The sequence below is a fragment of the Klebsiella sp. BDA134-6 genome, assembly GCF_015601345.1.
Lineage (GTDB): Bacteria > Pseudomonadota > Gammaproteobacteria > Enterobacterales > Enterobacteriaceae > Klebsiella > Klebsiella grimontii.
This window is the reverse complement of record NZ_CP064784.1, coordinates 5,223,358-5,245,402: the sequence shown is the minus strand read 5'-3', so window position 1 is coordinate 5,245,402 and position 22,045 is coordinate 5,223,358. Positions and strand designations below refer to the sequence as shown.

Here is a 22,045-nt window from a genome sequence, read left to right as displayed (position 1 = left end):
ACTCCCTTATTTCAGCAGGAATAGCGTGGAGATAAAGACCCCGGTGGCGATGGCCGAAACGATCAGGCCGCTGACGCCTGCGCCCATCGCCAGCGGCAGAATGACGGCATAGGGGTTTTCATGGCTGACTTCTTTCTGCGCGATTTTGGCGGTGGTCGGCAGGCACGAAACCCCTGCGATGCCGATGGCCGGGTTGTAGCGTCCTTTCGAGATAAGCCAGATAAACCAGCCGCCGAGCAGGGCGCCGATTGCCGATATAGCCAGCGCGCCAATACCGAGAACCAGAATGATGCCGACTTTCGGGTCGAGAATGGTTTGCGCTTCGCACAGCGTGCCGAGCAGGAGGCCGAGAAACAGCGTCGCGGTATAAGTCAGGGTGGTCTCAAGCAGCTTCTGGAACGGTTCGATCTCCGCTTCTTTAATCGCGATCCCGAGAAAGAAAGAGAGGATCAGCGGCGCGGCGACCGGCAGCAGCAGACACAGCAGCAGGCAGGCGCAGATGGTGAAGATAAACTTCGCTTTTTTGGATACGGTGGGATATTCGATATCCACTTCCATCCCGCGGTACTTTTTCGGTACCAGCAGACGCACCAGATACGGATAGCCGGCGTAGGTCAGGCTCAGATACAGGTAGGCGATAATGGCGATGGGGACAAACAGATTCGGCGCCAGAATCAAGGAGGCGAAGAGCACCATCGGACCATCCGCGCCGCCGATGGTCGCAATAGAAGCCGCTTCGTTAGCCGGGAGGCCAAATACTTCTATTCCCAGCAGCAGCGCGGCGAAGGTACCCGCTTCGGCGAACAGCGCAACGATGATGCTGGCCCAGGGGCGGAGCAGAATAAAGCTGATATCGCTCATCGCGCCGATGCCGAAGAAAACGATACAGGCGATCAGACCGTTACTGAAGGTCAGGTTATAAACCGGCTGCAGGAAGTTAATCTGCATGATGTTGACCAGCTCAACGGGGTCGCTGACCATCGGGTCGAGAATTAAGGTGCCGGTTTGCCCGCCGGCGAGAAACAGTACCCCGGCGTTAACGGCAATCATGCCTAAGCCCATCGGCACCATAATCAGCGGTTCGAGGGTGCGGCGAAAACCCATCCACGCCAGGATAAAACCCAGAATGATTAATAATATTCGCGCAATGGCTATTTTGGGATCTTCAATAAAAAAGGTACCAATACCCGAAAAGAGCTTAATAAAGATATCCATAAAATATATTCCTGATAACGCATAAACCAAGGCGTATTAGTCGTCGGTAATATTCAGCTTGTTCATTACTCTATTAACGCCAACAATTACTCCGACCACGGCAAACGAAATAAAAATCGTCATGGCATAAGTTAATAATGTATATAAATAGATACTCATATATCTTCCTCGTTAGGGACCTCTTGCAATTGATAGCAAAGAAAATACATCGCCAGGGTCAGCGCTAATAAATCTGCCGACCCGCCCGGACTGACCCATTTGTCCACGCACCATGCATTAAATTCGTTGAGCTCATGTTCTATGCCGGGGTGGCTCATTCCTCCCAGGTTGACCAGGCGCTGCGCGCGATGTTTCATTTCGTGCAGCGCAGGGGGGCCTGCGCGCGAAAGTACCGTCGTATCATCGCAGTGCGCCATTAGCGCGAGCAGCGTATGTACCAGTGCTTCACGCCAGCTAAATCTCAGCGAGAGCGCCTGGCGCAGGGTTGGGAGACCAATACGGCAGACCAGCGGAAAGCCCCGTTCTGCCTCGCCGCGCACGCCTGTGACACCAAACGCCAGATACAGTTTTTCACCGTGGGTTCTCGGTGAACGATGAGCGAGCGCCGCAAAATCGTTGCGGCAGAGATCGAGGCAGAGCCCGGCGACGCACTGACTTAATGACTCGCTGGAAAGCGGCTGTCTCTGACCTTTCAGCCAGCCTGCGGCGGCTGCCAGAACGGCTCCGGCAAAGAGTATGCCGCGCTGAGTATTTATCTGGCGGGTGGATTGCAGCAGCCTGGATTCGTATTCAATACCGATAAGACGTATTTGGGGAAATAAATCTGCCAGCGCACCCTGATGATATTCACCGGCCTGCGCGCAAGCATAAAAACAGGGCGCTATGGCAGAACTACTGGTAATAAAAAGCCATATATCCATATCGTCATGTGCGCCCTGCGAGTGCGGCGTCACCAGGCCGGGTTTCGGCCAGGCGCAAACTTCCATTAATAGCGCTTTTAATAAGCACTCACCGATCCTTATCGCACTGGCTGTTGGTTGGCTCATGGCGGTTCTCTTTGAGGCGTGCATTTATGAAAAGTAAAACAAGAGAGAAAGTAACATCGCTCTTTTTAGAGAACAATTACGCTCGGGGTAACGTAATTACGCTTAACGTAACCAGATGAGGGAAATGGCGCGAGAAGAATGAGGTGGGTCACAGATTGTCATTCAGGCGGAAAAAAATGCGGCAAAAATGCCGCATTGCTCACTATCCGAGAAGCGCTTCTTTCACCTGCATCGCCAAATCAAATGAATGCAGGCGCGCCTGATGATCGAAGATTTGGCCGTTGACCATGATTTCATCGGCCTGGGTTTCCCGCAGGATCGATTCCAGCCCGTGGCGGATTTTGGTTTTATCGCCGACCAGCGACATGCTCAGCGCCTTTTGGACGCCATACTGCTCTGAAGCGGACCACAGCTGATGCATATTTTGCACCGGCGGCGGCAGTTGCCCGGTTTCGCCGCGGCGCAGTTTGACGAACGCCTGCTGCATAGAGGTAAACAGAAACTCCGCATCTCTGTCGCTGTCGGCGGCAATAATATTAATGCACACCATCGCGTACGGCTTCTCTAACCGTTCTGACGGCTGGAAGTGGGTGCGGTAGAGGTGCAGGGCCTGGAAAAGCATATCCGGGGCGAAGTGCGAGGCAAAGGCGAACGGCAGCCCAAGCTGCGCCGCCAGCTGGGCGCTGTACAAGCTTGAGCCGAGCAGCCAGACCGGGATCTTCTCGCCATAGCCGGGAACCGGGCGCACGTGCGGATTAGGATCGCGGGCGTCGAACCAGTCCACCAGCTCCGCGACGTCGCGCGGGAAGTTATCGACATCGCCGCTCATATGGCGACGCAGCGCGCGCATGGTTGGCTGATCGCTGCCCGGCGCGCGGCCAAGGCCGAGATCGATACGTCCTGGGTACAGCGTATTGAGCGTGCCGAACTGCTCGGCAATTACCAGCGGCGAATGATTCGGCAGCATCACGCCGCCGGAGCCAAGATGAAGAGTGGTGGTATTCGCGGCAAGGTAGCCAATCAGCACCGAAGTCGCGGCGCTGGCGATACCGACCATATTATGGTGCTCGGCCAGCCAGTAGCGGTGATAACCGCGCTTTTCCGCCAGCTGCGCCAGGTCTAAAGAGTGGGAGAAGGCTTCCTTTGCGGAAGAACCTTGCGGGATCGGCGCCAGATCGAGCACCGAGAACGAAACAGGTTTGTCAGTCATAAAGGCTCACTTTGCTACAGCATCGTCATCAGATTGAAGGTCTTCTTCCAGCCAGGCGTATCCGTGATACGCCTGCCAGAAAAGCTGCATCTTTAATAGTGCATTAAAAAGCAGCGATAGCCATTAACAAAGTGAGCGGTTAATCAGCTCTGCAATTCCAGTCCGGCCAGCCGTCGCCAGTAGCCGTTGCAGTCGCTGTTCGCCGTCAGCGGCAGCGGCGCAGCGCCGTTTTCATTGGCGCGGAAGGCCTCCAGCATCGCGAAGGTCTCGCTGCCAAGCGGCGACAGGCGAACCATATCCACCAGCCCGTTCATGGTGCTGAGCTCATTCCCGAGGTTGTAGACGTAGCCGCTCATGGTCTGAATGCCGTTGAGGACGAATACCTGCTGCTGCTCCTGCGAGAGCACGTCGCGCCCATTAGGGTATTTGATGCAGCAGGTTTCACATTCATCTTTAGGCCGGTCTTCCGAGCGCGCGGTAAAGCAGCGGGCGGAGTAGGCCAGCGGCAGGTGGCCATAGCTGAGCACCTCCACTTCAAACTGATGGCGGATGCCCAGGTCGTCACACTGGGTCAGCAAGTTCGCCAGCCAGTCACGGGAAAGCTCAACCGGCATACACCAGCGCACCATGCCTTGCTTGAGCAGCAGGCGCAGGGTGACGGCGTTGTAGCAGTTGAGCGCATGGCCGGCGACGAACGGCAGCTTACGTTCCGCGCACAGGTTGACGACCCCGAGATCGCTGGCTTCAATCAGAAACTCGCCGTTATCGACATAGCGTTTAAGTTCGCCCAGCTCAGAGGAGGCCTGCACTAGCGCGAGGGTAGAAAGCACCACCTGTTTACCGCTTCCCGCCAGCGCTTTTGCCATGTCGATCCAGTCGCCGACTTTGGTGGCGCGACGTTTGCTGCATACCGCTTCGCCGAGGTAAATCGTATCCGCGCTGCAGCTTGCCGCCTGCTGATAAAAATTTTCCAGCGTCTCTTTTGGCCAGTAATAAAGCACCGGCCCTAATGAATATTTCATTGCTGTTCTCACTGCCATTTACGGTGATAGGCGCCAAGGGTGGTTTGCGTCCCCTCGGACATGGAACCGAGGGTTTCCATCCACGCGGACTGCGGCACGAAGTTTTGCGGATCGGCTTTGCAGCGATCGATCGCCTGACGCCAGACTTTCGCCACTTGGGTAACGTAGGCCGGGCTGCGCTGGCGGCCCTCGATTTTCACCGAGGCAATATTTGCCGCCATCAACTCCGGCAGCAGCTCCAGGGTATTCAGGCTGGTGGGTTCTTCCAGCGCGTGATAGCGCTCGCCGTCGACCAGATAACGCCCTTTACAGAGAGTGGGATAACCGGCGTTTTCACCATCCCGGTAGCGGTCGATCAACACTTCGTTAAGGCGTGATTCCAGGCCCTGCGGCGTTTGTTGCCAGCGCACGAAGCGCGCCGGCGAACAGGCGCCGACGGTATTCGGCGATTCGCCGGTGAGGTAGGAGGAAAGGTAACAGCGTCCTTCCGCCATAATGCACAGGCTACCGAAGGCGAAAACCTCCAGCGGCACCGGCGTGACGCGCGCCAGCTGTTTGACCTGGTGAATCGACAGCACGCGCGGCAGCACCACGCGGGCGACGTCGAAATTGCGATGATAAAACTTCACCGCCTCTTCGTTGGTGGCCGAAGCCTGAACGGAAACGTGACGCTCAATATGCGGGTAACGCTCGGCGGCGTATTCCAGCATCGCGATATCGGCGAGGATCAGCGCATCGGCGCCCAGCTGCGCCGCCATGTCGACCGCGCGCTGCCAGCGGGCATAACCATCAGGATGAGCGAAGGTGTTAATGGCAATATGCAGTTTGCGACGATGCTGGTGCACAAAGCTGACGGCTTCCTGCAGTTTCTTTTCGGTGAAATTAAGGCCGGCAAAGTGGCGGGCGTTGGTGTCATCTTTCAGCCCGATATAGACGGCATCGGCGCCGTTTTCGATGGCCGCCTTAAGCGCCGGAAGGTTACCGGCTGGGCAGAGCAGCTCCATAATTTTTCCTGAAAAACGCGGCCCGTCAGGGACGCTGGATGGTTAATGAGCTGGGATTTTAGTTAACCTTCTGGTGACAATTTTTGATTTGAGGCAGTTAAAAGCGTATTGGCGGGATCAATACCAGCGGCCCGGCATCGTGATTTTGTTGATTTACGCCGCTATGTCGTTTATTTGATATGGCACAATAGATGAACTATTGCATTCATGGAGTAAAGCTTGTGTTGGATAAACTGCGTTCCAAACTGGTTCACTTTGGCCCGTCGATGATGAGCGTGCCGGTTAAGCTGGCGCCATTTGCCCTCAAGCGCCAGGTGCTGGAACAAGTATTAAGCTGGCAATTTCGCCAGGCGCTGGCGGATGGGGAACTGGATTTTCTCGAGGGGCGCTGGTTAAGTATTCATGTGCGTGACATCGGTCTGCTGTGGTATACCTCGGTGGTTGATGGGCGTCTGGTGGTCAGCCCTGCGGCCGAAGCGGACGTCAGCTTCAGCGCTGACGCCAGCGACCTGCTGATGATTGCGGCGCGTAAGCAGGATCCGGATACGCTGTTCTTCCAGCGTCGCCTGGTTATCGAAGGCGATACCGAGCTGGGACTGTATGTAAAAAACCTGATGGATGCCATTGAGCTGGAGCAGATGCCAAAGGCGCTGCGCATCATGCTGCTGCAGCTGGCGGACTTTGTTGAAGCTGGTCTGAAAGGCCCGCAGAAACCTGAACAGACATCGGTAGGTGAGGCATGCTGATTCGAGTAGAGATTGGGATTGATGCGCCGGGAATCGATGCTTTATTGCGTCGTACCTTCGGCGGCGACGCGGAAGCGCAGCTGGTGCACAGTCTACGTGAAGATGGTCTGATCACGCTGGGCGTGGTGGCGACGGATGACGAAGGCCAGGTCGTAGGCTACGTGGCTTTTAGCCCGGTCGCCGTCGAAGGCGAAGAGCTGCAGTGGGTCGGACTGGCTCCGCTGGCGGTCGATGAAAGCTACCGCGGCCAGGGCATCGGGCGTCAGCTGGTCTATGAAGGGCTCGATTCCCTGAACGAGTTTGGCTATGCCGCCGTCGTGACGCTTGGCGATCCGGCACTCTATGGCCGTCTGGGCTTTGAACCCGCGGCGCGTTTCGACCTGCGCTGCCGCTGGCCCGATAGCGCCGAGGCTTTCCAGGTTCATCGTCTGGCCGATGACGCGCTGAACGGCGTGAGCGGGCTGGTCGAATATAGCGACCACTTTAACCGCTTCTGAGGCTTTCCAGCAGAGCCTCAAATGATCCGTCCCCGGCAACGAGGCGCTCTTTCTGGCGCTTCGTTAGCTGCTTGATACGATATTCAAGACGCAACGCTAGTGAGCGTTCACCAACTTCTTTGCTAAAGGCCAGCTGAAGCTCTCCTTTGCCACGCAGCGCTTTCGCGCCCTTGCCGTCCTGATGCTGGCAAAAGCGGCGTGCAACATCGGTGGTAATCCCGGTATAGAGGCGATTATCGGCGGTACGAATCAGATAGAGAAACCAGCACACGGTACAGAGATCGCTATGTTAAGGTGTGAGCACCATAACATACTGGAGAGTAAAGATGGATACGCTCGCTGCTATCAGCCGCTGGCTGGGCAAACAGCACGTCGTGACCTGGTGCGTCGCCCGCGATGACGAGCTGTGGTGCGCCAACGCCTTTTACGTCTATGACCCGCAGCAGGTCGCATTTTATCTGCTCAGCGATGAAAAAACGCGCCATGGCCAAATGACCGGGGAAGGCGCCAACGTAGCCGGGACGGTCAACGGCCAGCCGAAGACCGTCGCGCTGATCCGCGGCGTGCAGTTTAAAGGCAAAATTCGCCGCCTGGCCGGGGAAGAAGAGGCGGCGATGCGTAAGCGCTACGTCAGCCGTTTTCCGGTGGCCCGCATGCTATCGGCGCCCGTCTGGGAGATTCGTCCCGATGAGATCAAGTTCACCGATAACACGCTGGGCTTTGGTAAAAAGCTGCACTGGCTGCGTGAATCAGGCGCCGAGCAGGCGTAAGGCTTCACGATTAAACGCCGGCAGGTCGTCCGGGGTTCGGCTGGTCACCAGCTGCTCGTTGTCGATAACCACTTCCTGGTCATAGAATTCGCCGCCGGCGTTTTTCACGTCGACAACGATAGGCTTCACGGCCGTCAGCTTACGCCCGCGAATCACATCGGCGCTAATCAACAGCTGCGGACCATGGCAGATGGCGAAGACCGGTTTGCCGCTGTTGACAAAGTCGCGGGTGAAGGTGACAAAGCGTTGGTCGCCGCGCAGCGAGTCCGGTGAATATCCGCCCGGCAGCAGCAGGGCGTCGAAGTCGGCAGGGCTGACGTCATCAATAGCTTTATCGATAACAACTTCGGCTTCCCCTTTTTTCCCTTTTACCTTCTTCCCCGCCTGTTTTTCAATCGTGACCACCTCGTGGCCGGCCAGACGGTAGGCGTCAGCCGGTGAGGTAAATTCTGAATCTTCAAAGTCGTCGGTAATTAATACGGCTATCTTCTTACTCATTCTTCCTCCAGTGTTTCGGTGTGGAATGAGGCATTTCCTTGATGATGATGGATAATTACCTCGTAGAGTATTAAGTCTGGAACATGAGGCTGGGATCGCAACATAGAAAAGTCTGCAAAGGAGTTTCGATGAGTCAGGTACTGTTAACGGGGGCGACCGGGTTAGTTGGTGGTCACTTACTACGAATGCTGCTTAACGCGCCGGCGATTAAATCCATTGCCGCGCCCACGCGTCGACCGCTGGCCGATATCGCCGGCGTGTTTAACCCGCACGATCCGCAGCTCACGGATGCTCTGGCGCAGGTGATCGATCCGATCGATATCGTTTTCTGCTGCCTGGGAACTACCCGCCGGGAGGCGGGGAGCAAAGAGGCGTTTGTGCATGCCGATTATACGCTGGTTATTGATACCGCGCTGGTGGGGAAAAGGCTGGGCGCGCAGCATATGCTGGTGGTCAGCGCGATGGGGGCGAACGCGCATTCGCCCTTTTTCTACAATCGGGTAAAAGGCGAGATGGAAGAGGCGCTGATTGCGCAGCAGTGGCCGCGGTTGACCATTGCTCGCCCGTCCATGCTGATAGGCGAACGCGAAAAGCAGCGGACCAGCGAGACCCTGTTTGCGCCGCTCTTCCGCCTCCTGCCGGGGAACCTGAAATCGATAGACGCGCGGGACGTGGCGAGCGCATTGCTCGCGGAGGCGCTATCGCCAACGCATGAAGGCGTACAGATTCTCTCGTCATCGCAGCTTCGTGAGAGAGCGGCGCGGTCAGGGGATTAATAATTTCCAAAATTTCCCTGAAAGCGTAGTATTCATGGCCTCAATTTAACATGACACTCCCTGGGGAATGCTATGGCTGGTCAGTCTTCATCTCAGGCGGCAGCACCGTTTCAATGGTGGAAGCCCGCGCTCTTTTTTCTCATCGTTATCGTCGGCCTGTGGTTCGTCAAATGGCAGCCCTACTACGGCAAAGCTTTTACCGCCGCCGAGACGCACAGTATCGGTAAATCTATCCTCGCTAACGGTGACGCAAATCCTTTCGCTGCGGCCTGGGATTACGCGCTGGTCTATTTTCTGGCGGTATGGAAAGCAGCGGTATTAGGCGTGCTGCTGGGATCGCTTATTCAGGTGCTGATCCCACGTGACTGGCTGCTGCGCACGTTGGGCCAGTCGCGCTTTCGCGGCACGCTACTAGGGGCCGCGTTCTCTCTGCCGGGGATGATGTGTACCTGCTGCGCCGCGCCGGTGGCGGCGGGCATGCGTAAACAGCAGGTATCCATGGGCGGCGCGCTGGCATTCTGGCTGGGCAATCCGTTGCTCAACCCGGCGACGCTGGTGTTTATGGGCTTCGTGCTGGGCTGGCAGTTCGCGCTAATTCGCCTGCTGGCCGGACTGGCGACCGTACTGGTGGTCGCCACGCTGGTGCAGAAATGGGTGAAAGAAGCGGCGACGCAGCCCGCAGATGTGCCGGAATTGTCTGCGGAAACCGCGCAGGGCGCCTTCTTCAGCCGCTGGCTGCGCGCGCTGTGGACGCTGTTCTGGAATACCATCCCGGTTTATATTCTGGCGGTTCTGGTGCTGGGCGCCGCGCGCGTGTGGCTATTCCCTCACGCTGATGGCGTGGTGGATAATACGCTGTTCTGGGTGATTGCCATGGCGATTGCCGGCTGCCTGTTTGTCATACCGACGGCGGCGGAGATCCCAATTGTGCAGACCATGATGCTGGCTGGAATGGGCGTGGCGCCCGCGCTGGCGCTGCTGATTACGCTGCCTGCTGTTAGCGTACCGTCACTGATTATGCTGCGTAAAGCGTTCCCGGCGAAGGCGCTGTGGCTGACCGGCGGGCTGGTGGCGCTGTGCGGTGCGGTGGTTGGGGGCGTCGCTTTACTCTGATGATCTTACCGGAGGCGGCGCTGCGCGCCTGTCCGGGCTACCGGCCCACAGCCAACGGTGAACCCGTAGCCCGGCTTAGCGTAGCGCAGGCCGGGAGGCAGAGACGCTTACTTGATATAGGTAAAGGCGGTGGTGACGCGAGACACGCCGCTCACCCGGCTGGCGATATCCGCCGCCGCGCGACCTTCACGGTCGGTAACCAGCCCCATCAGGAACACTTCACCGTTTTCGGTTGTCACCTTCACGTTAGAGGATTTCACCTGGTCGGTACCCAGCAGTTGGGAGCGGACTTTGGTGGTGATCCAGGTATCCGAAGACGCGGTGCCTAAGCCGATCGGCTGGCCCTGACGCACTTCGTTAAACACCTCCGTTGTCCCTTCTACGCCCATAGCGATTTGCTTCGCGCGCGCGGAGAGATCGGACGTTGGGGACTGCCCGGTCAGCAGGACTTTGCCCTGATAGGCGGTCACGTTGATGCGAGCCTGTTTCTTGATTTGTTCATCTTTCGACAGCGCGCTGTTGACGCGCAGCTCCAGCGTGCTGTCGTCCACCTGAGTACCTACCGTACGCGGGTCCGTCGCGGCTTTAGTGCCGACAGCTGCCGTTCCGACTACCGCGGCAGCAACGCATCCCTGAAGCAGTAGCGCAGACAGCAGAATGGCGAGGGGCGAGAGAGCCTTCATGTGTTCTCCTTAATCGTCCTGGTGTGGAAAAAGCGTGTTATCGATCAAATCGCACAGACAGTTGACGGTGAGCATGTGCATTTCCTGAATTCGCGCGCTGCGATGCGAGGGAATGCGGATTTCGACGTCCTGCTGCCCTAACAGGCCAGCCAGTTCACCGCCGTCATAACCGGTTAACGCCACGATAGTCATATCGCGGGTGACCGCCGCTTCCACGGCTTTCACGATGTCCCGGCTGTTGCCGCGAGTAGAAATCGCCAGCAGCACATCGCCGGCGTGTCCCAACGCACGCACCTGCTTAGCATAGATTTCGTCATGCAGGCGATCGTTGGCAATTGCGGTTAAGACCACATTATCGGTATTTAGTGCAATGGCGGGTAAACCAGGACGCTCTGTTTCAAAACGGTTAATCATACTGGCAGCAAAATGCTGTGCGTTGGCGGCGGAAGTGCCATTACCACAACAGAGGATTTTGTTGCCGTTCAGCAGCGACTGAACGAGCGTCATCGCCGCACGGGAGATGGCGTCCGGGAGTGCTTCCGCTGCTGCAATTTGGGTTTGAATGCTTTCGGTGAAGCAGGCTTTGATTCTGTCGAGCACGGGATCCCTTAATTCGTTTACGCTATTCGCCAAAGGCGTTTTTTAGCCACTGGATGTCGTTTCCGGTGAAGGCTACCACATCGAAACGGCAATCCACAGTCTCAAAGCTCCCATTCTGTCGGCAGAGCCACAGACGCGCGGCTTTGAGCAGTCGTTGTTGCTTTTGCGGCGTGACGCTGGAGGCGGCATCGCCGTAGTTTGCGCTGCGACGATAGCGTACTTCGATAAAGACGGTGATGCTGCCGTCGCGCATGATGAGGTCTATCTCGCCGCCGCGCTCGCGGACGTTGGCGGCGATAAAACGCAGACCCTGGCTCTCCAGCCAGCGGCGCGCCTGGATTTCCCAGGCGTCGCCGGTCTGTTTACTTAGTTGGCCGCGACGATTTGCCCACCCTGGTATTTGAGCCATGACAGTTTCCTGTTGATCACGCAATCCTGCGTGGCCGTGAGATCGCCAGTATTGCCGTTCAGTTCAAAGCCGGGAACCTGGCGCATCTGCGAGAAATGGTTGGCCAGCGACCAGGCGTCGGCGCCCATGGCGTACAGACGCGCCAGCGAGTAATCGTTACGAACGGCGGCCAGCGCCTGCTGCTGCAGGGCCGGGTTACTTCCTGCCAGCATCGGGATCTCGCTATATTGCAGGCCTTCCATTTCCAGGCGGAAGTCCGGGCCGGAAGTCCCCTGGGCGCTGCGAGAGCTGGCGTACAGCGTAACGCCGCTCTGGCTGCCGTTACGCAGGGCGATCATCGGCTTGATGTAGGCGATTTGTTCCGGCGTGGCCAGAATATACGCGGCGTCGACGCCGCCAGTGCTGCTGACCGGCATATCGCTCGGGCTGCCCAGGGCGCTGTCCTGCCCTGACGGTAGGGTTGAGACCGGCGTACCGCTTAGCGAAATACCGCTGTTGACGCTGCCGCGCAGCTCGGCGGTGGAGCCCAGACGCTGTTGCAGCACCGTACCGCCCCCCAGCTTCAGCCACTCGTTGGCGAAGGCGGTAACGACCCGATCGCCCAGGGCGCCGCGCGGCACCAGCAGCAGCGGAGTCTGTTTGCCTTGATCGTGAATGTGATGCGCCGCGTCACGGGCTTCATCTTCCGGCGAGAGGGCGAAATAGCAGATATTGGCTCGGCTTTCGACTTTCTCCGGCTGATTGAGCGCCAGCACGTTCAGCGAGGTATTACTCTTGATGACATCTTCGACGTTATCTTTCAGCAGCGGACCGACAACGATGGTCGCGCCGTCCTGCTGCACCTGGGCCAGCAGCTGGCTCATTGGCTGAGTGGTCGTATCGTAGATTTTCAGTTCTGCCGAAGGGTTGGCTGGCGTTGCGGCGACGGCCTGAGCCTGCGGCGCTTCCGTCGGTTGGCTGGTAGCCTCCGGCGTCGGGGCTTGTACTGCAGCTGGCGCGGTGACCGGCGCCGCGGGTTGCGCCTGGTCGGCCGCTGGCGCCTGTACCGGGGTCTGGGCGTTATTGGTCGTCGTCAGATCGGTAACCTCCGCCTGCGATGGGCTGATCACCGTGCTTTCGGCAACATTCGCCGCCTGGGCGACCTGGGCGGGAACCGCGCTTCCTGCAACGGCAGGCGCGCCGTTCTTCGCCGCTTCAAAGCCCTGCTGGATGGTGCGGCCAAAAATCGCCGCCTGGCCGTTTAGCGGCAGCAGCAGGGCGATTTTATTGGTCGATGCGGCCTGGTAGTTCTGCATATTCACTAACTGCGTCGGGAGCATCTTCGCCCCCGGGTTTTGCGGATAGCGGGTCTGCCAGTCTTTCACACCCGCCTTGAGCATCGTCGGGTCGTTGCGGTTATCAAACCACATGCGCTGCAGGTCCAGCCAGCCCTGCAGGACGTTCTCGTCGGCGTTAATGACCAGCGCGTTGGCCTGATCTTTGGTCATGGCGGTGAGCGCTTTCCAGGTCGCGTCGATGTTTTTCTGCTTTTGCGCAGGCAGGCTTAACAGCGACTGTTGGGCAATCAGGGCCCGCAGCAGGTTCAGCGAGGGTTGACCCTGGCTGGCGTCAATTTGCGCCTGCCAGTAGCGGGGCTGCTGATTCTGCTCAAGGCTTGCCGGGTCGAGCTTGCTGAGCAGCGTCTGCGCGCCCTGGAAATCGTTCTGCGCCAGCTTCACTTCAACCGCCAGCAGCGATCTTTCGCGGCTTTGCGCGGCGTTGAGATTAGATGGCAACTGATTGAATAGATCAATCGCCTGCGGTTTCTTACCTTCCTTCAGCAGTGCACGAATGGCAAGTAATTGCCAGTTGGTCTTGCTATCATTCGCGCTTTGCTGCATCTGTTGCAGATAGTAACTGGAGTCAGCCTGGGCCGTACCCTGCAAATACGCCGTGCTTTGGTCCGGGGTATGGGTACCGCAGCCAGCAAAGATCAGAGCGGCCAGCAGTACGGGCAGACAACGCACGGGTTTAGAACGAAGAAATGTTGACGGTACCATATGTATCCAGTGATATTTTTTTGGCTCAATGCTCAATATTAATTCGGCAATACGGACGAGACAATGAAACAACACGAATCAGCAGATAATTCTCAGGGACAGCTCTTTATTGTACCCACTCCGATAGGGAATCTGTCTGATATCACGCAGCGCGCGCTGGAAGTGCTGCAAACCGTTGATTTAGTTGCGGCGGAAGATACCCGTCATACCGGTTTGCTGCTGCAGCATTTTGCGATCAACGCCCGATTATTCGCGCTTCATGACCACAATGAGCAGCAAAAGGCGGAAACGCTGGTCACGAAGCTTAAAGCGGGGCAAAACATCGCGCTGGTTTCCGACGCCGGAACGCCGCTGATTAATGATCCCGGCTATCATCTGGTGCGCACCTGCCGCGAGGCCAATATCCGCGTGGTGCCGCTGCCCGGACCCTGTGCGGCGATTGCGGCGCTAAGCGCAGCCGGCCTGCCTTCGGATCGTTTCTGCTATGAAGGCTTTTTGCCCGCCAAATCCAAAGGGCGTCGCGATACGCTGAAGGCGCTGGAAGAAGAGCCGCGGACGATTATTTTTTATGAATCCACCCACCGCCTGCTGGAAAGCCTGGAAGATATTTGTACCGTGCTGGGCGAGTCCCGCTACGTGGTACTGGCGCGCGAGCTGACCAAAACCTGGGAATCGATTCACGGGGCGCCAATTGGCGAGCTGCTGGCATGGGTGAAAGAGGACGAAAATCGCCGTAAAGGCGAGATGGTGCTGATCGTAGAAGGTTTTAAAGCGCAGGAAGAGGCGCTGCCGGCGGTAGCGCTGCGTACCCTGGCCCTGCTGCAGGCCGAGCTGCCGCTAAAAAAAGCGGCCGCTCTGGCCGCGGAAATCCACGGCGTGAAGAAAAACGCCCTGTATAAGTATGCCCTGGAGCAGCAGGGAGACTAACCTCATGAGTCATTACCAGCCGCCGTTTAGCATTTCTCCTGCCATTCTCAATCTGGTTGTTGAGGTTGGTGAGCTGTTAGGGCACTGGTCAGCTCAAACGGGACGAGCCTCCCCCCTTCTGCGAAAAGAGAATCGTATTCGTACGATTCAGGCGTCGCTGGCGATAGAGCATAACAGCCTGAGTACCGATCAGGTCACTGCGCTGGTGGAGGGTAAACGTGTTCTTGCGCCAGCAAAAGATATTCAGGAAGTGAGAAACGCTATTCTGGCATATGAAAAAATGCCTGCATGGAAAAGCCACCGGTTAACCGATCTTTTGACCGCCCACCGGACGCTGATGATAGGGCTGGTTGATAACCCTGGCCAGCTGCGTGACGGAGATGTAGGGATTTACCGGGATACCCGACTGGTTCATATGGCTCCCCCCGCCTCTCAGGTCGAACGTTTGATCAACGAGTTGCTGCTATGGCTGAAAGTCACTGACATTCATCCGCTTATCGCTGGAGCTGTCTTCCACTACGAATTTGAGTTTATCCATCCATTTGCCGATGGTAATGGCCGAATGGGACGCCTATGGCAAACCTTGATTCTTAGCCAATGGCGCGCGGAGCTTGCCTGGCTACCAGTTGAAACGTTGATGCATTATCAGCAGGAGCGCTATTACCAGGTTTTAGGGATGTGTGATAGCCAGAGTGACAGCACGCCATTTATTGAATTTATGCTGGAAAATGTGGTTATCGCGTTGAAAGATGGCATGGGACAAACAGCTTCTCTGTCGGAAGAAATGTCGGAAGAAATGTCGGAAGAAAAAGTGGAAATGCTGGCGGCCGTTGAGGAACGGATCCTCAAGCTTTTGTCTAAAGAACCCACGCGCACCGCGAAAGACATGGCTCAGGAAATGGATGTTTCTGCCAGAACCGTTGAGCGGCATCTGAAGACGCTGCAGCAAAAGGGAAGATTACAGCGGACCGGCGCAAAAAAAAGGGGAACCTGGCGCATTCTTTAGCGGGTTATCAGCGTACAAAACGTGATGGTCAAATAGGGCAGATGTCACCGCATCTGCCTTATTTTCTATACGATGTGTAACTCAATCCGAGTACTTTTTAATGCCTTCCGATACTCATCGTTTATTCCGCTATCGGTAATGACGCAGTTTATTTTCTCCATCGGCAGAACCTGGTTGAACCCGCGACGATTAAATTTGCTGGCATCCAGTACTGCTACCACCTTATGCGCCGCAGCGGCCATGACGCCGCTGATGGAGTAGCCTTCGTTGAAGGTCGTGATGCCATTGGTGGTGTCGATTCCGTCTGCGCCGACGAACATCAGATCGGCGCTGATACCCTGAAGCGAGCGTTCAGCGATGGTGCCATGCATCGAGTGCGTTTTATGACGCACGGTGCCACCGCACACGACCAGCGTGATATCTTTGTTTTCTGATAGCGTAAACGCCGCGGGCAGGCTATTGGTAATCACCGTAATATTGGTCATGCGTACCAGCGCCTCGGCAATCAGCAGAGTAGTGCTGCCGCTATCCAGGATTACCGTCATGCCTTCGCTAATCATCGCTACCGCCGCCTGAGCGATCCGTTTCTTCGGATCGCTGGCCAGCTGATAACGGTCTTCAAGTATAATTTCCTGGTTATCTCCTTCGGTCAAATTGCTGCCAGGCCTCGCGGCGCCGCCGTGAAAGCGGGTGAGTAACCCCTTTTCCTCCAGCAAACGGAGATCGGCCCGGATAGTCACTTCGGAGATGCCAAAGAGATTCGAAAGGTCCAGTACCAATACGCTACCCTGCGCATTAACCATTTCGACGATTTTGTTCCTTCGCTCAAATGAGTTCATATTAATTTGCCTGATAATTAACTGATCTTAGTGTAATCGAAGGGTAATGAAAGTTGAACGATAATTTTCGAAAGGTTATGTGAGCCAGCTCTGATTGCTGGCTCAGTCGATCAGGAAAGTTTTAGCAGAATTTTTCCCTGCATCGGCGCGCCGTTCAGCGCCTGAACTTCGCGGGCAAAGCTTTCTGCATTGCCGATATGGGCGATAAGCGGAGCAAGCTGAATGCGTTTTTCCGTCAGCAGGCGTACCGCCGTTTGCCACTCTTCTCCCGGCCACGGACCTGAGTAGTTCATCCAGCTGCCGACGATAGTCAGCTCTTTACGCAGAATCTGGCCAAAGGTGGCGGAGAGCAGCGTCAAATCGTGGTGCAGCGTGCCCACCAGCGCCAGTTGCGCTCGCGGTCCGGCGACCTCAATGCCCAGCGCGACGGTTTGCGGCGTACCGGCGGTTTCCAGCACCAATTGGTCGAACTGAAGCTCTTCTAGCGCCGTTTGAATCTCTTTGCTGCTCATCTCTTTGCTGTTGTAAACGTGCGTTGCGCCGAGCGTTTTTGCCAGTTCCAGCCTCTGCGGGTTGATATCGATTGCCGTAATGCTTTTGGCGCCCAGTTCGCGGGCGCACTGCAGCGCCAGCAGACCAATCGTGCCTGCGCCAATAATAATGACGTTTTTTCCTTCGCAGCCCTGAGCCAGATGGAAGGCATGCAGGCCGACGGTCATTGGTTCAATAAACGCGCCGTCATCAATCGGCATCCGATCCGGCAGACGGAACAGGTTGGCGCGCTTGACCACCACATACTCCGCATTGCCGCCTTCGCTGCGCGAACCGACAAACTGGTACTGCTTGCAAAGAGAGAAATATTCGCGCTGGCACTGCGGGCAGTTAAAGCAGGGAAGCAGAGGCACGCAGGCCACTGCGTCGCCAGGCTGCAGATCGGTCACCGCGGAGCCGTAAGATTCAACGTAACCGCTGAACTCATGACCCAGGGTGATGGGGTAGTAGTGTGCGCCTTTGGCGAAGATGCGCGGAATATCAGAACCGCACAATCCTGAGCTGACGACTTTCACCAGGACATCATTTTCCGTTTGCAGAGCCGGTATCGGGCGTTCTTCAACGCGCACTGTCCCCTCAGCATGGATTACCACTGATTGCATATAATTCTCCAGGAATGTCCGGGGGAGCGGATGCTCCCCCTTGAGGTTAAGAAATGCTTGGGCTCTGTTGCGCGGTGGCCGCTTTCTCTGCGGCGGCAAAGTTGCGAGCCCGGCGCCACGTCAGCAGCACGCCGGCAACATAGATGACACCGATAACCGCAAAACCCACCACGTTTTGCCAGGTGAAGAGCTGAATGAGTAGCCAGGTAATCGGCGAACCGCCCTGGTCCATGGAGGCCACAAGGCCTCCCGCCTTCAGAGCGCCGGCGTTAGCCGCCAGTTGGGTATGCAGGCCGATGGTTTGCGTCGCAATCCATAGCGTGATCCCCATCAGGATGATCCCGGAAATTAGCGTACGGAACAGGTTCCCCTGATGCACCGCAACCGCCATTGCCACGAAGAAACCGATGGTTGCGAGGTCACCGAACGGCAGGACCTGGTTGCCCGGCACCACGACCGCGATAAGAATACTCAGCGGGATAAAGATCAGGCTGGCAGAGACGACCGAGGTATGGCCAAGCAGCAGTGCCGGGTCGAGACCAATCAGGAAGTCCTGGCCACCGAATTTTGCCTGCAGACGTTTACGCGCCTGTTTGGCTATCGGGTTCAGGCCGTCCATGATCGGTTTGATAACGCGCGGCATCAGCAACATCACAGCACCGGTTTTCACCGCCAGCTGCAGAATACCTTTCAGGTCGTAGCCTGCCAGCGCGCCGATGACCAGCCCCATAACAAAGCCGACGGTGACCGGCTCGCCGAACGGGCCGAAGCGTTTCTGGATATCGTCAGCGCTGAAGTGAATACGATTCAAGCCGGGGACTTTTTCAATAATCGTATCGACCAGCACCGCTATCGGCCCTAAATAAGCTGAGCTGCCGTGCGGAATAGCGATACCGTCAAGGCCGAAAAAGTCGCGAGTATCCTTCGCAAACCAGTCGCCAAGTTTGTAGACGAAAGCCGCATGTACCACCACGCCAAGAATACCGATCCAGTAAGAGCCGGTGGCGATATGCAGCATTGCGCCGGTAAAGGTCATATGCCAAATGTTCCAGATATCGACGTTCACAACGCGAGTCATCCGGGTCACCAGCATGAAGATGTTGACTGCAATGGCGATAGGAATCGCCACCAGCGCGATTTGCGATGCCCAGGTCATCGGCGACGACCCTGGCCAGCCAATATCAATCACGTGCAGGTTAATCTGGAAATGCTCCGCCATCGCTTTTGCCGCCGGGCCGATAGAGTCGAGCATCAGGCCAATGACCAGGCCGATACCAACGAAACCAATCCCGATATGCAGGCCTGATTTAAAACAGTCCCCGAGCTTCATCCCCAGTATTTTGGAGAAGATAATGATCACGATCGGCAGCATCACCGTTGGACCAAGATCGAGGATATAACGCATGATTTCGCTAAACATGAGCGTTACTCCGTCAGGATGTTCAGGATTTTTTGCTGCAGCTCTTCAATACCTACGCCGGATATGAAAGGCATGCCGTGAACCACTGGAATATCGCCAAAGGTTCTGTCGACCCGGGCGGTGGTGCAGATGAGGTGCGCGCCGTCCATATAGGTTTCGATTTCATTCACTCGACACTGCACCAGATCCAGTTCAATGCTATGGTCCGCGCACAGATCTTTGATCTCTTCTGCGGCCATGGTCGAGGTGGCAACAGCGCCTCCACAGGCTACAATTACTTTACGTTTCATAGGGTACCCCTTTTATTATCAGTCTGTTATAAAGCCTGAACGCTGGGTTCTGACTCAAGGATAGAGTGCCGAAACAGCTCGGGCAGCTGCTCTTGCGAGGCAGCCAATAATGCTTCAAGCGTGGTCGGATTCTGTAGCTCACTAAATAACCGGCGCAGCAGCTGTAGCTGTGCGGTCGGATTTTCTACAATCAGTGCGATGATTAACGAAACGTCGATTTCTCCGTCGTCGTCAGCGCGTTGAAAAGGGACCGGATTATCCGGGCGAATCAGATAGATAGCCGGAGACTTCGCATGTACTGCCTCGCAGTGGGGAATAGCGACCGCGTGCTGCTCCAGCGCAATGCCGGTTGGGAAAGTTGCTTCTCGTTCGAGCAGCGCCAGTGGGTAGCTATCATGCACGACGCCGCGCGCCAGCATCTCTTCGCCAATATGCTCCAACGCCTGCTGGCTGGAGCTAAAATGAATGCCGGTACGAACAAACAATTGACTCATAAATCCTCTTTACTCAGGCGATTTCAGATGAACAGCCGTAACGGTAAGCTCGCAGCACATCCTGAATCTTGTCGAGGATGAGGTCGTGCGGCACGGCGGAAAGTTCGTTTAACGACAGTCGTTCAAACTGCACGGGCATATACTGGCTGATAAGGCCCAGCGGCAGCTTAGTTTCGGTCAGGTTTGCAATTAACTTTTCCACGCTCTGGCGAATACGTGGATGTGGCCAGTAGTAGCGAATGCGGTCGGACAGGCTGAAGTGGATATCCACCATTGCCTGGCTCCAGGTCGGGCGGTAGTACTTTTTCCAGTAGCCCGGCTCGTTAAGCATCACTTCATCAATCACTTCCATTACGCGGCTGCGGGACTCCGGAGCGACCAGCTCATTTTCCATTTGTGCGAGGGCAAAAATGGCTTCACGCAGTGCGAAGGTCAGCGCCGGGCCCACTTTGAGGATGGCGTAATGGTCGCGCACCAGCGCCCGGTAGGCCTGACGAGACTGGTAATCAGTTGAGTGCGCTTCGTAGACCATCGGCGTGCCTTCGATCCACGAGGAGAGCGCTTTGGCGGCTTCCGGCTGATAATGGATAATTTGCGTATGGTCGAACTCAACGCCGGGCTGCACCACGATAGCAATGACGCGCTCCAGCGCTGCGTTAAGACCCAGTTTGCGGAAGGCGGCTTCATGGGTTTCCAGCGTCGCCGCCGCATCCTGCGCGCGGGTCACATGGACGCTGCCTATGGTGCTGGCTTCGCCGCCCGGTACCGGAACTTCGGTACCAATCACGTAGGTCAGATGGCGCTTCAGCTCATCGCTTGCTGCCTCTTCTGCGGCCTGGCACAGGCGGGCGGCGCGTTCAGCGACGACGGCCGGGTTCAGAGGTACCGGGTCGTCAGCGCAGGACATCGAGGCATCGAGATGGATTTTGCTGAAGCCTGCGGCGACGTAGGCCTTAATCAGGTCGACAGATTTTTCCATCGCTTCGGCGGCAGGCTCGTCCTGCCAACAGTTCGGGCCAAGGTGGTCGCCGCCGAGGATGATGCGTTCTGACGGAAAACCAACGTCCTGGGCAATTTTATTCACGAAATCGCGGAAGTCCGCAGGCTGCATACCGGTGTAGCCACCAAACTGGTTAACCTGATTAGAGGTTGCTTCGATAAGCACCTTGTTGTTGGTATGCAGATCGAAACGTAGCGCGGCTTCGATAACCAGCGGATGCGCGGAACAAACTGAGCAGATGCCGATGTGTTCGCCAGCTTTGTGTCGGGAAATAATATCTTTCATTTCAAACCTCCGTTTTCTTTCGAATATATTCGTTATGTTTTGTTTTGCTCGCAAACTCCTTTGTTTTGATTTGTGATCAATCTCGAAAAAAAGAAAGATAAAACGTAATGTTGCGAAAGTTGAAGATAAAAAAACGCTCTGGCGATGACGGCAGAGCGTTTTTAATTTATTGAAATTTAACTAAATATTCGTGAAAGCCAGCTCCGTTTAGGCTTTTCTGCTGGCTGAACGACCTGCTGCGGCTGTGCGGCAATTTCGCCTAATCCGGCATTAAAGGCCGTACCGATAGCCTCCAGCGCCTGATGGGCATCTTCCCCGCTGGCCATAAAATGCAGCCGATGCCCCTGCTTTGCGCCGAGAGAAACGACCCGCATCAGATTTTTGGCATCAACAATAGCGGAACGGGTGTCGAGATTTTCCACCCGAATTTGCGATCGCCACTGCTTCACCGCTTTCACCAGGACCGCGCTTGGCCGCGCGTGCAGTCCGTGGGGATTGCGTAGGGTAAACGTCGCCTCTTCATCGAACGCCGGAGGCGGTTTCATCTCTTCCCCTTCGGCCGGAAAGATATTTCCGGCCAGAATCTTCAGCACCGCCTGCGGGCTCTCGGCGCGCGAGAGCGCTTCAGGCACGCGCTCGTCGCTCATGGCATGGGTAAGCTGGCGTAGGATATCGAGGTGTTCGCTATCCTGTGCGGCGATACCCACTATCAGATAAGCCGTTTGTTCTTCTCCCCAATCTACCCCCTGCGGGCAGGCCAGCACTTTCACTCCGGTTTTCAGCACCGCATCGCGGCTCTGCGGCGTGCCGTGAGGAATGGCGATACCGTTGCCAAGGTACGTGCTGATTTGCCCTTCGCGGTCGCGCATGCCGTTCAGATAAGCGGGCGTGGTATGCCCTGCTTCGGTTAATCTGCCAACGACGCGTTGCAGCGCTTCATCTTTCGTTTTGATCGCGTGGTCGAAATGGATATCTGCGCAACTCAGTTGCATAAATAGCTCC

At 56.5% G+C, this 22,045-nt stretch carries 25 protein-coding genes; 7 read left to right on the top strand and 18 right to left on the bottom strand.

Annotated features, from left to right (window positions below; genetic code table 11):
• Window positions 1-6: 6 nt before the first annotated feature.
• The 5 genes from madB to ubiU form a co-directional block, all read right to left on the bottom strand.
• On the bottom strand, window positions 7-1,215 hold the full coding sequence (gene madB, locus IYV58_RS24260) for a Na+-transporting malonate decarboxylase, carboxybiotin decarboxylase subunit (protein ID WP_004125613.1): 1,209 nt from the start codon (window positions 1,213-1,215) through the stop codon (window positions 7-9).
• A 155-nt stretch (window positions 1,216-1,370) separates the two neighbouring features.
• Entirely contained in the window at window positions 1,371-2,261 is an 891-nt protein-coding gene (locus IYV58_RS24255) for a triphosphoribosyl-dephospho-CoA synthase (RefSeq protein WP_004125607.1), read from the bottom strand.
• Between the two features lie 202 nt (window positions 2,262-2,463).
• Window positions 2,464-3,471, bottom strand: coding sequence for a luciferase-like monooxygenase (locus IYV58_RS24250; protein WP_004125603.1), 1,008 nt, complete (start codon window positions 3,469-3,471; stop codon window positions 2,464-2,466).
• 143 nt (window positions 3,472-3,614) lie between these two features.
• Complete coding sequence (locus tag IYV58_RS24245; protein ID WP_004125600.1) at window positions 3,615-4,493, bottom strand: U32 family peptidase; 879 nt, start codon at window positions 4,491-4,493, stop codon at window positions 3,615-3,617.
• An 8-nt stretch (window positions 4,494-4,501) separates the two neighbouring features.
• The gene (ubiU, locus tag IYV58_RS24240) at window positions 4,502-5,497 is read right to left on the bottom strand and encodes a ubiquinone anaerobic biosynthesis protein UbiU (RefSeq protein WP_004125598.1); all 996 of its coding nucleotides are present in this window, start codon (window positions 5,495-5,497) and stop codon (window positions 4,502-4,504) included.
• Window positions 5,498-5,718: 221 nt separating this feature from the next.
• Here ubiU and ubiT point away from each other — a divergent pair, with 221 nt between their 5' ends.
• Both ubiT and IYV58_RS24230 read left to right on the top strand, forming a co-directional pair.
• Window positions 5,719-6,243 (top strand): ubiquinone anaerobic biosynthesis accessory factor UbiT, encoded by a 525-nt coding sequence (ubiT, locus tag IYV58_RS24235; protein WP_004125595.1) that lies wholly within the window; start codon window positions 5,719-5,721, stop codon window positions 6,241-6,243.
• A complete protein-coding gene (locus tag IYV58_RS24230) occupies window positions 6,237-6,740 on the top strand; it encodes a GNAT family N-acetyltransferase (protein WP_004125592.1) in 504 nt (167 codons plus the stop codon). The genes ubiT and IYV58_RS24230 overlap by 7 nt, the downstream gene beginning before the upstream one ends.
• On the opposite strand, the gene IYV58_RS24225 is transcribed toward IYV58_RS24230, so the two are convergent.
• A complete protein-coding gene (locus tag IYV58_RS24225) occupies window positions 6,727-7,011 on the bottom strand; it encodes a GIY-YIG nuclease family protein (protein WP_004125589.1) in 285 nt (94 codons plus the stop codon). The genes IYV58_RS24230 and IYV58_RS24225 overlap by 14 nt on opposite strands.
• 55 nt (window positions 7,012-7,066) lie before the next feature.
• On the opposite strand from IYV58_RS24225, the gene IYV58_RS24220 reads away from it, so the two are divergent.
• Window positions 7,067-7,510 carry a YhbP family protein gene (locus tag IYV58_RS24220; protein ID WP_004139879.1) on the top strand — a complete coding sequence of 148 codons (444 nt, stop codon included), beginning with the start codon at window positions 7,067-7,069 and terminating at the stop codon, window positions 7,508-7,510.
• Here IYV58_RS24220 and IYV58_RS24215 read toward each other — a convergent pair.
• Window positions 7,490-8,008 (bottom strand): type 1 glutamine amidotransferase domain-containing protein, encoded by a 519-nt coding sequence (locus tag IYV58_RS24215; RefSeq protein WP_004125585.1) that lies wholly within the window; start codon window positions 8,006-8,008, stop codon window positions 7,490-7,492. The two genes, IYV58_RS24220 and IYV58_RS24215, sit on opposite strands and share 21 nt — an antisense overlap.
• Window positions 8,009-8,136: 128 nt before the next feature.
• On the opposite strand from IYV58_RS24215, the gene IYV58_RS24210 reads away from it, so the two are divergent.
• Both IYV58_RS24210 and IYV58_RS24205 read left to right on the top strand, forming a co-directional pair.
• On the top strand, window positions 8,137-8,784 hold the full coding sequence (locus tag IYV58_RS24210; RefSeq protein ID WP_004125583.1) for an NAD(P)H-binding protein: 648 nt from the start codon (window positions 8,137-8,139) through the stop codon (window positions 8,782-8,784).
• Between the two features lie 72 nt (window positions 8,785-8,856).
• Window positions 8,857-9,897, top strand: a complete 1,041-nt coding sequence (locus IYV58_RS24205) for a permease (RefSeq protein WP_195729304.1) — start codon at window positions 8,857-8,859, stop codon at window positions 9,895-9,897.
• 107 nt (window positions 9,898-10,004) lie between these two features.
• Here the strand turns inward: IYV58_RS24205 and dolP are convergent, their stop codons facing one another.
• From dolP to IYV58_RS24185, 4 genes are read right to left on the bottom strand one after another with little or no spacing between them, the layout of a single operon-like run.
• On the bottom strand, window positions 10,005-10,580 hold the full coding sequence (gene dolP, locus IYV58_RS24200) for a division/outer membrane stress-associated lipid-binding lipoprotein (RefSeq protein ID WP_004125578.1): 576 nt from the start codon (window positions 10,578-10,580) through the stop codon (window positions 10,005-10,007).
• Window positions 10,581-10,589: 9 nt separating this feature from the next.
• Window positions 10,590-11,180, bottom strand: a complete 591-nt coding sequence (gene diaA, locus IYV58_RS24195) for a DnaA initiator-associating protein DiaA (protein ID WP_002918211.1) — start codon at window positions 11,178-11,180, stop codon at window positions 10,590-10,592.
• A gap of 22 nt (window positions 11,181-11,202) precedes the next feature.
• Window positions 11,203-11,589 carry a YraN family protein gene (locus tag IYV58_RS24190; protein WP_049115747.1) on the bottom strand — a complete coding sequence of 129 codons (387 nt, stop codon included), beginning with the start codon at window positions 11,587-11,589 and terminating at the stop codon, window positions 11,203-11,205.
• Window positions 11,547-13,628, bottom strand: coding sequence for a penicillin-binding protein activator (locus IYV58_RS24185; RefSeq protein ID WP_004125572.1), 2,082 nt, complete (start codon window positions 13,626-13,628; stop codon window positions 11,547-11,549). Before IYV58_RS24185 ends, IYV58_RS24190 begins: the two co-directional genes overlap by 43 nt.
• A gap of 63 nt (window positions 13,629-13,691) precedes the next feature.
• Here IYV58_RS24185 and rsmI point away from each other — a divergent pair, with 63 nt between their 5' ends.
• Both rsmI and IYV58_RS24175 read left to right on the top strand, forming a co-directional pair.
• Window positions 13,692-14,555: a 16S rRNA (cytidine(1402)-2'-O)-methyltransferase gene (gene rsmI, locus IYV58_RS24180; RefSeq protein ID WP_195729303.1), complete on the top strand. Its 864-nt coding sequence runs from the start codon at window positions 13,692-13,694 to the stop codon at window positions 14,553-14,555.
• A 4-nt stretch (window positions 14,556-14,559) separates the two neighbouring features.
• The gene (locus IYV58_RS24175; protein ID WP_195729302.1) at window positions 14,560-15,561 is read left to right on the top strand and encodes a Fic family protein; all 1,002 of its coding nucleotides are present in this window, start codon (window positions 14,560-14,562) and stop codon (window positions 15,559-15,561) included.
• Window positions 15,562-15,626: 65 nt separating this feature from the next.
• Here the strand turns inward: IYV58_RS24175 and IYV58_RS24170 are convergent, their stop codons facing one another.
• The 7 genes from IYV58_RS24170 to IYV58_RS24140 form a co-directional block, all read right to left on the bottom strand.
• A complete protein-coding gene (locus IYV58_RS24170) occupies window positions 15,627-16,400 on the bottom strand; it encodes a DeoR/GlpR family DNA-binding transcription regulator (protein ID WP_049113456.1) in 774 nt (257 codons plus the stop codon).
• A gap of 110 nt (window positions 16,401-16,510) precedes the next feature.
• Window positions 16,511-17,554: a galactitol-1-phosphate 5-dehydrogenase gene (gatD, locus tag IYV58_RS24165; protein WP_049113455.1), complete on the bottom strand. Its 1,044-nt coding sequence runs from the start codon at window positions 17,552-17,554 to the stop codon at window positions 16,511-16,513.
• Between the two features lie 46 nt (window positions 17,555-17,600).
• On the bottom strand, window positions 17,601-18,974 hold the full coding sequence (locus IYV58_RS24160) for a galactitol-specific PTS transporter subunit IIC (RefSeq protein WP_049113453.1): 1,374 nt from the start codon (window positions 18,972-18,974) through the stop codon (window positions 17,601-17,603).
• 5 nt (window positions 18,975-18,979) lie between these two features.
• Window positions 18,980-19,264, bottom strand: a complete 285-nt coding sequence (gene gatB / locus IYV58_RS24155) for a PTS galactitol transporter subunit IIB (RefSeq protein WP_004106023.1) — start codon at window positions 19,262-19,264, stop codon at window positions 18,980-18,982.
• 26 nt (window positions 19,265-19,290) lie between these two features.
• A complete protein-coding gene (gene gatA, locus IYV58_RS24150; RefSeq protein WP_004135877.1) occupies window positions 19,291-19,758 on the bottom strand; it encodes a PTS galactitol transporter subunit IIA in 468 nt (155 codons plus the stop codon).
• 13 nt (window positions 19,759-19,771) lie between these two features.
• Window positions 19,772-21,043 (bottom strand): tagatose-bisphosphate aldolase subunit GatZ, encoded by a 1,272-nt coding sequence (gene gatZ, locus IYV58_RS24145; RefSeq protein ID WP_049113452.1) that lies wholly within the window; start codon window positions 21,041-21,043, stop codon window positions 19,772-19,774.
• Between the two features lie 176 nt (window positions 21,044-21,219).
• Window positions 21,220-22,035, bottom strand: a complete 816-nt coding sequence (locus tag IYV58_RS24140; RefSeq protein ID WP_049113451.1) for an HPr family phosphocarrier protein — start codon at window positions 22,033-22,035, stop codon at window positions 21,220-21,222.
• Between the last annotated feature and the right edge of the window lie 10 nt (window positions 22,036-22,045).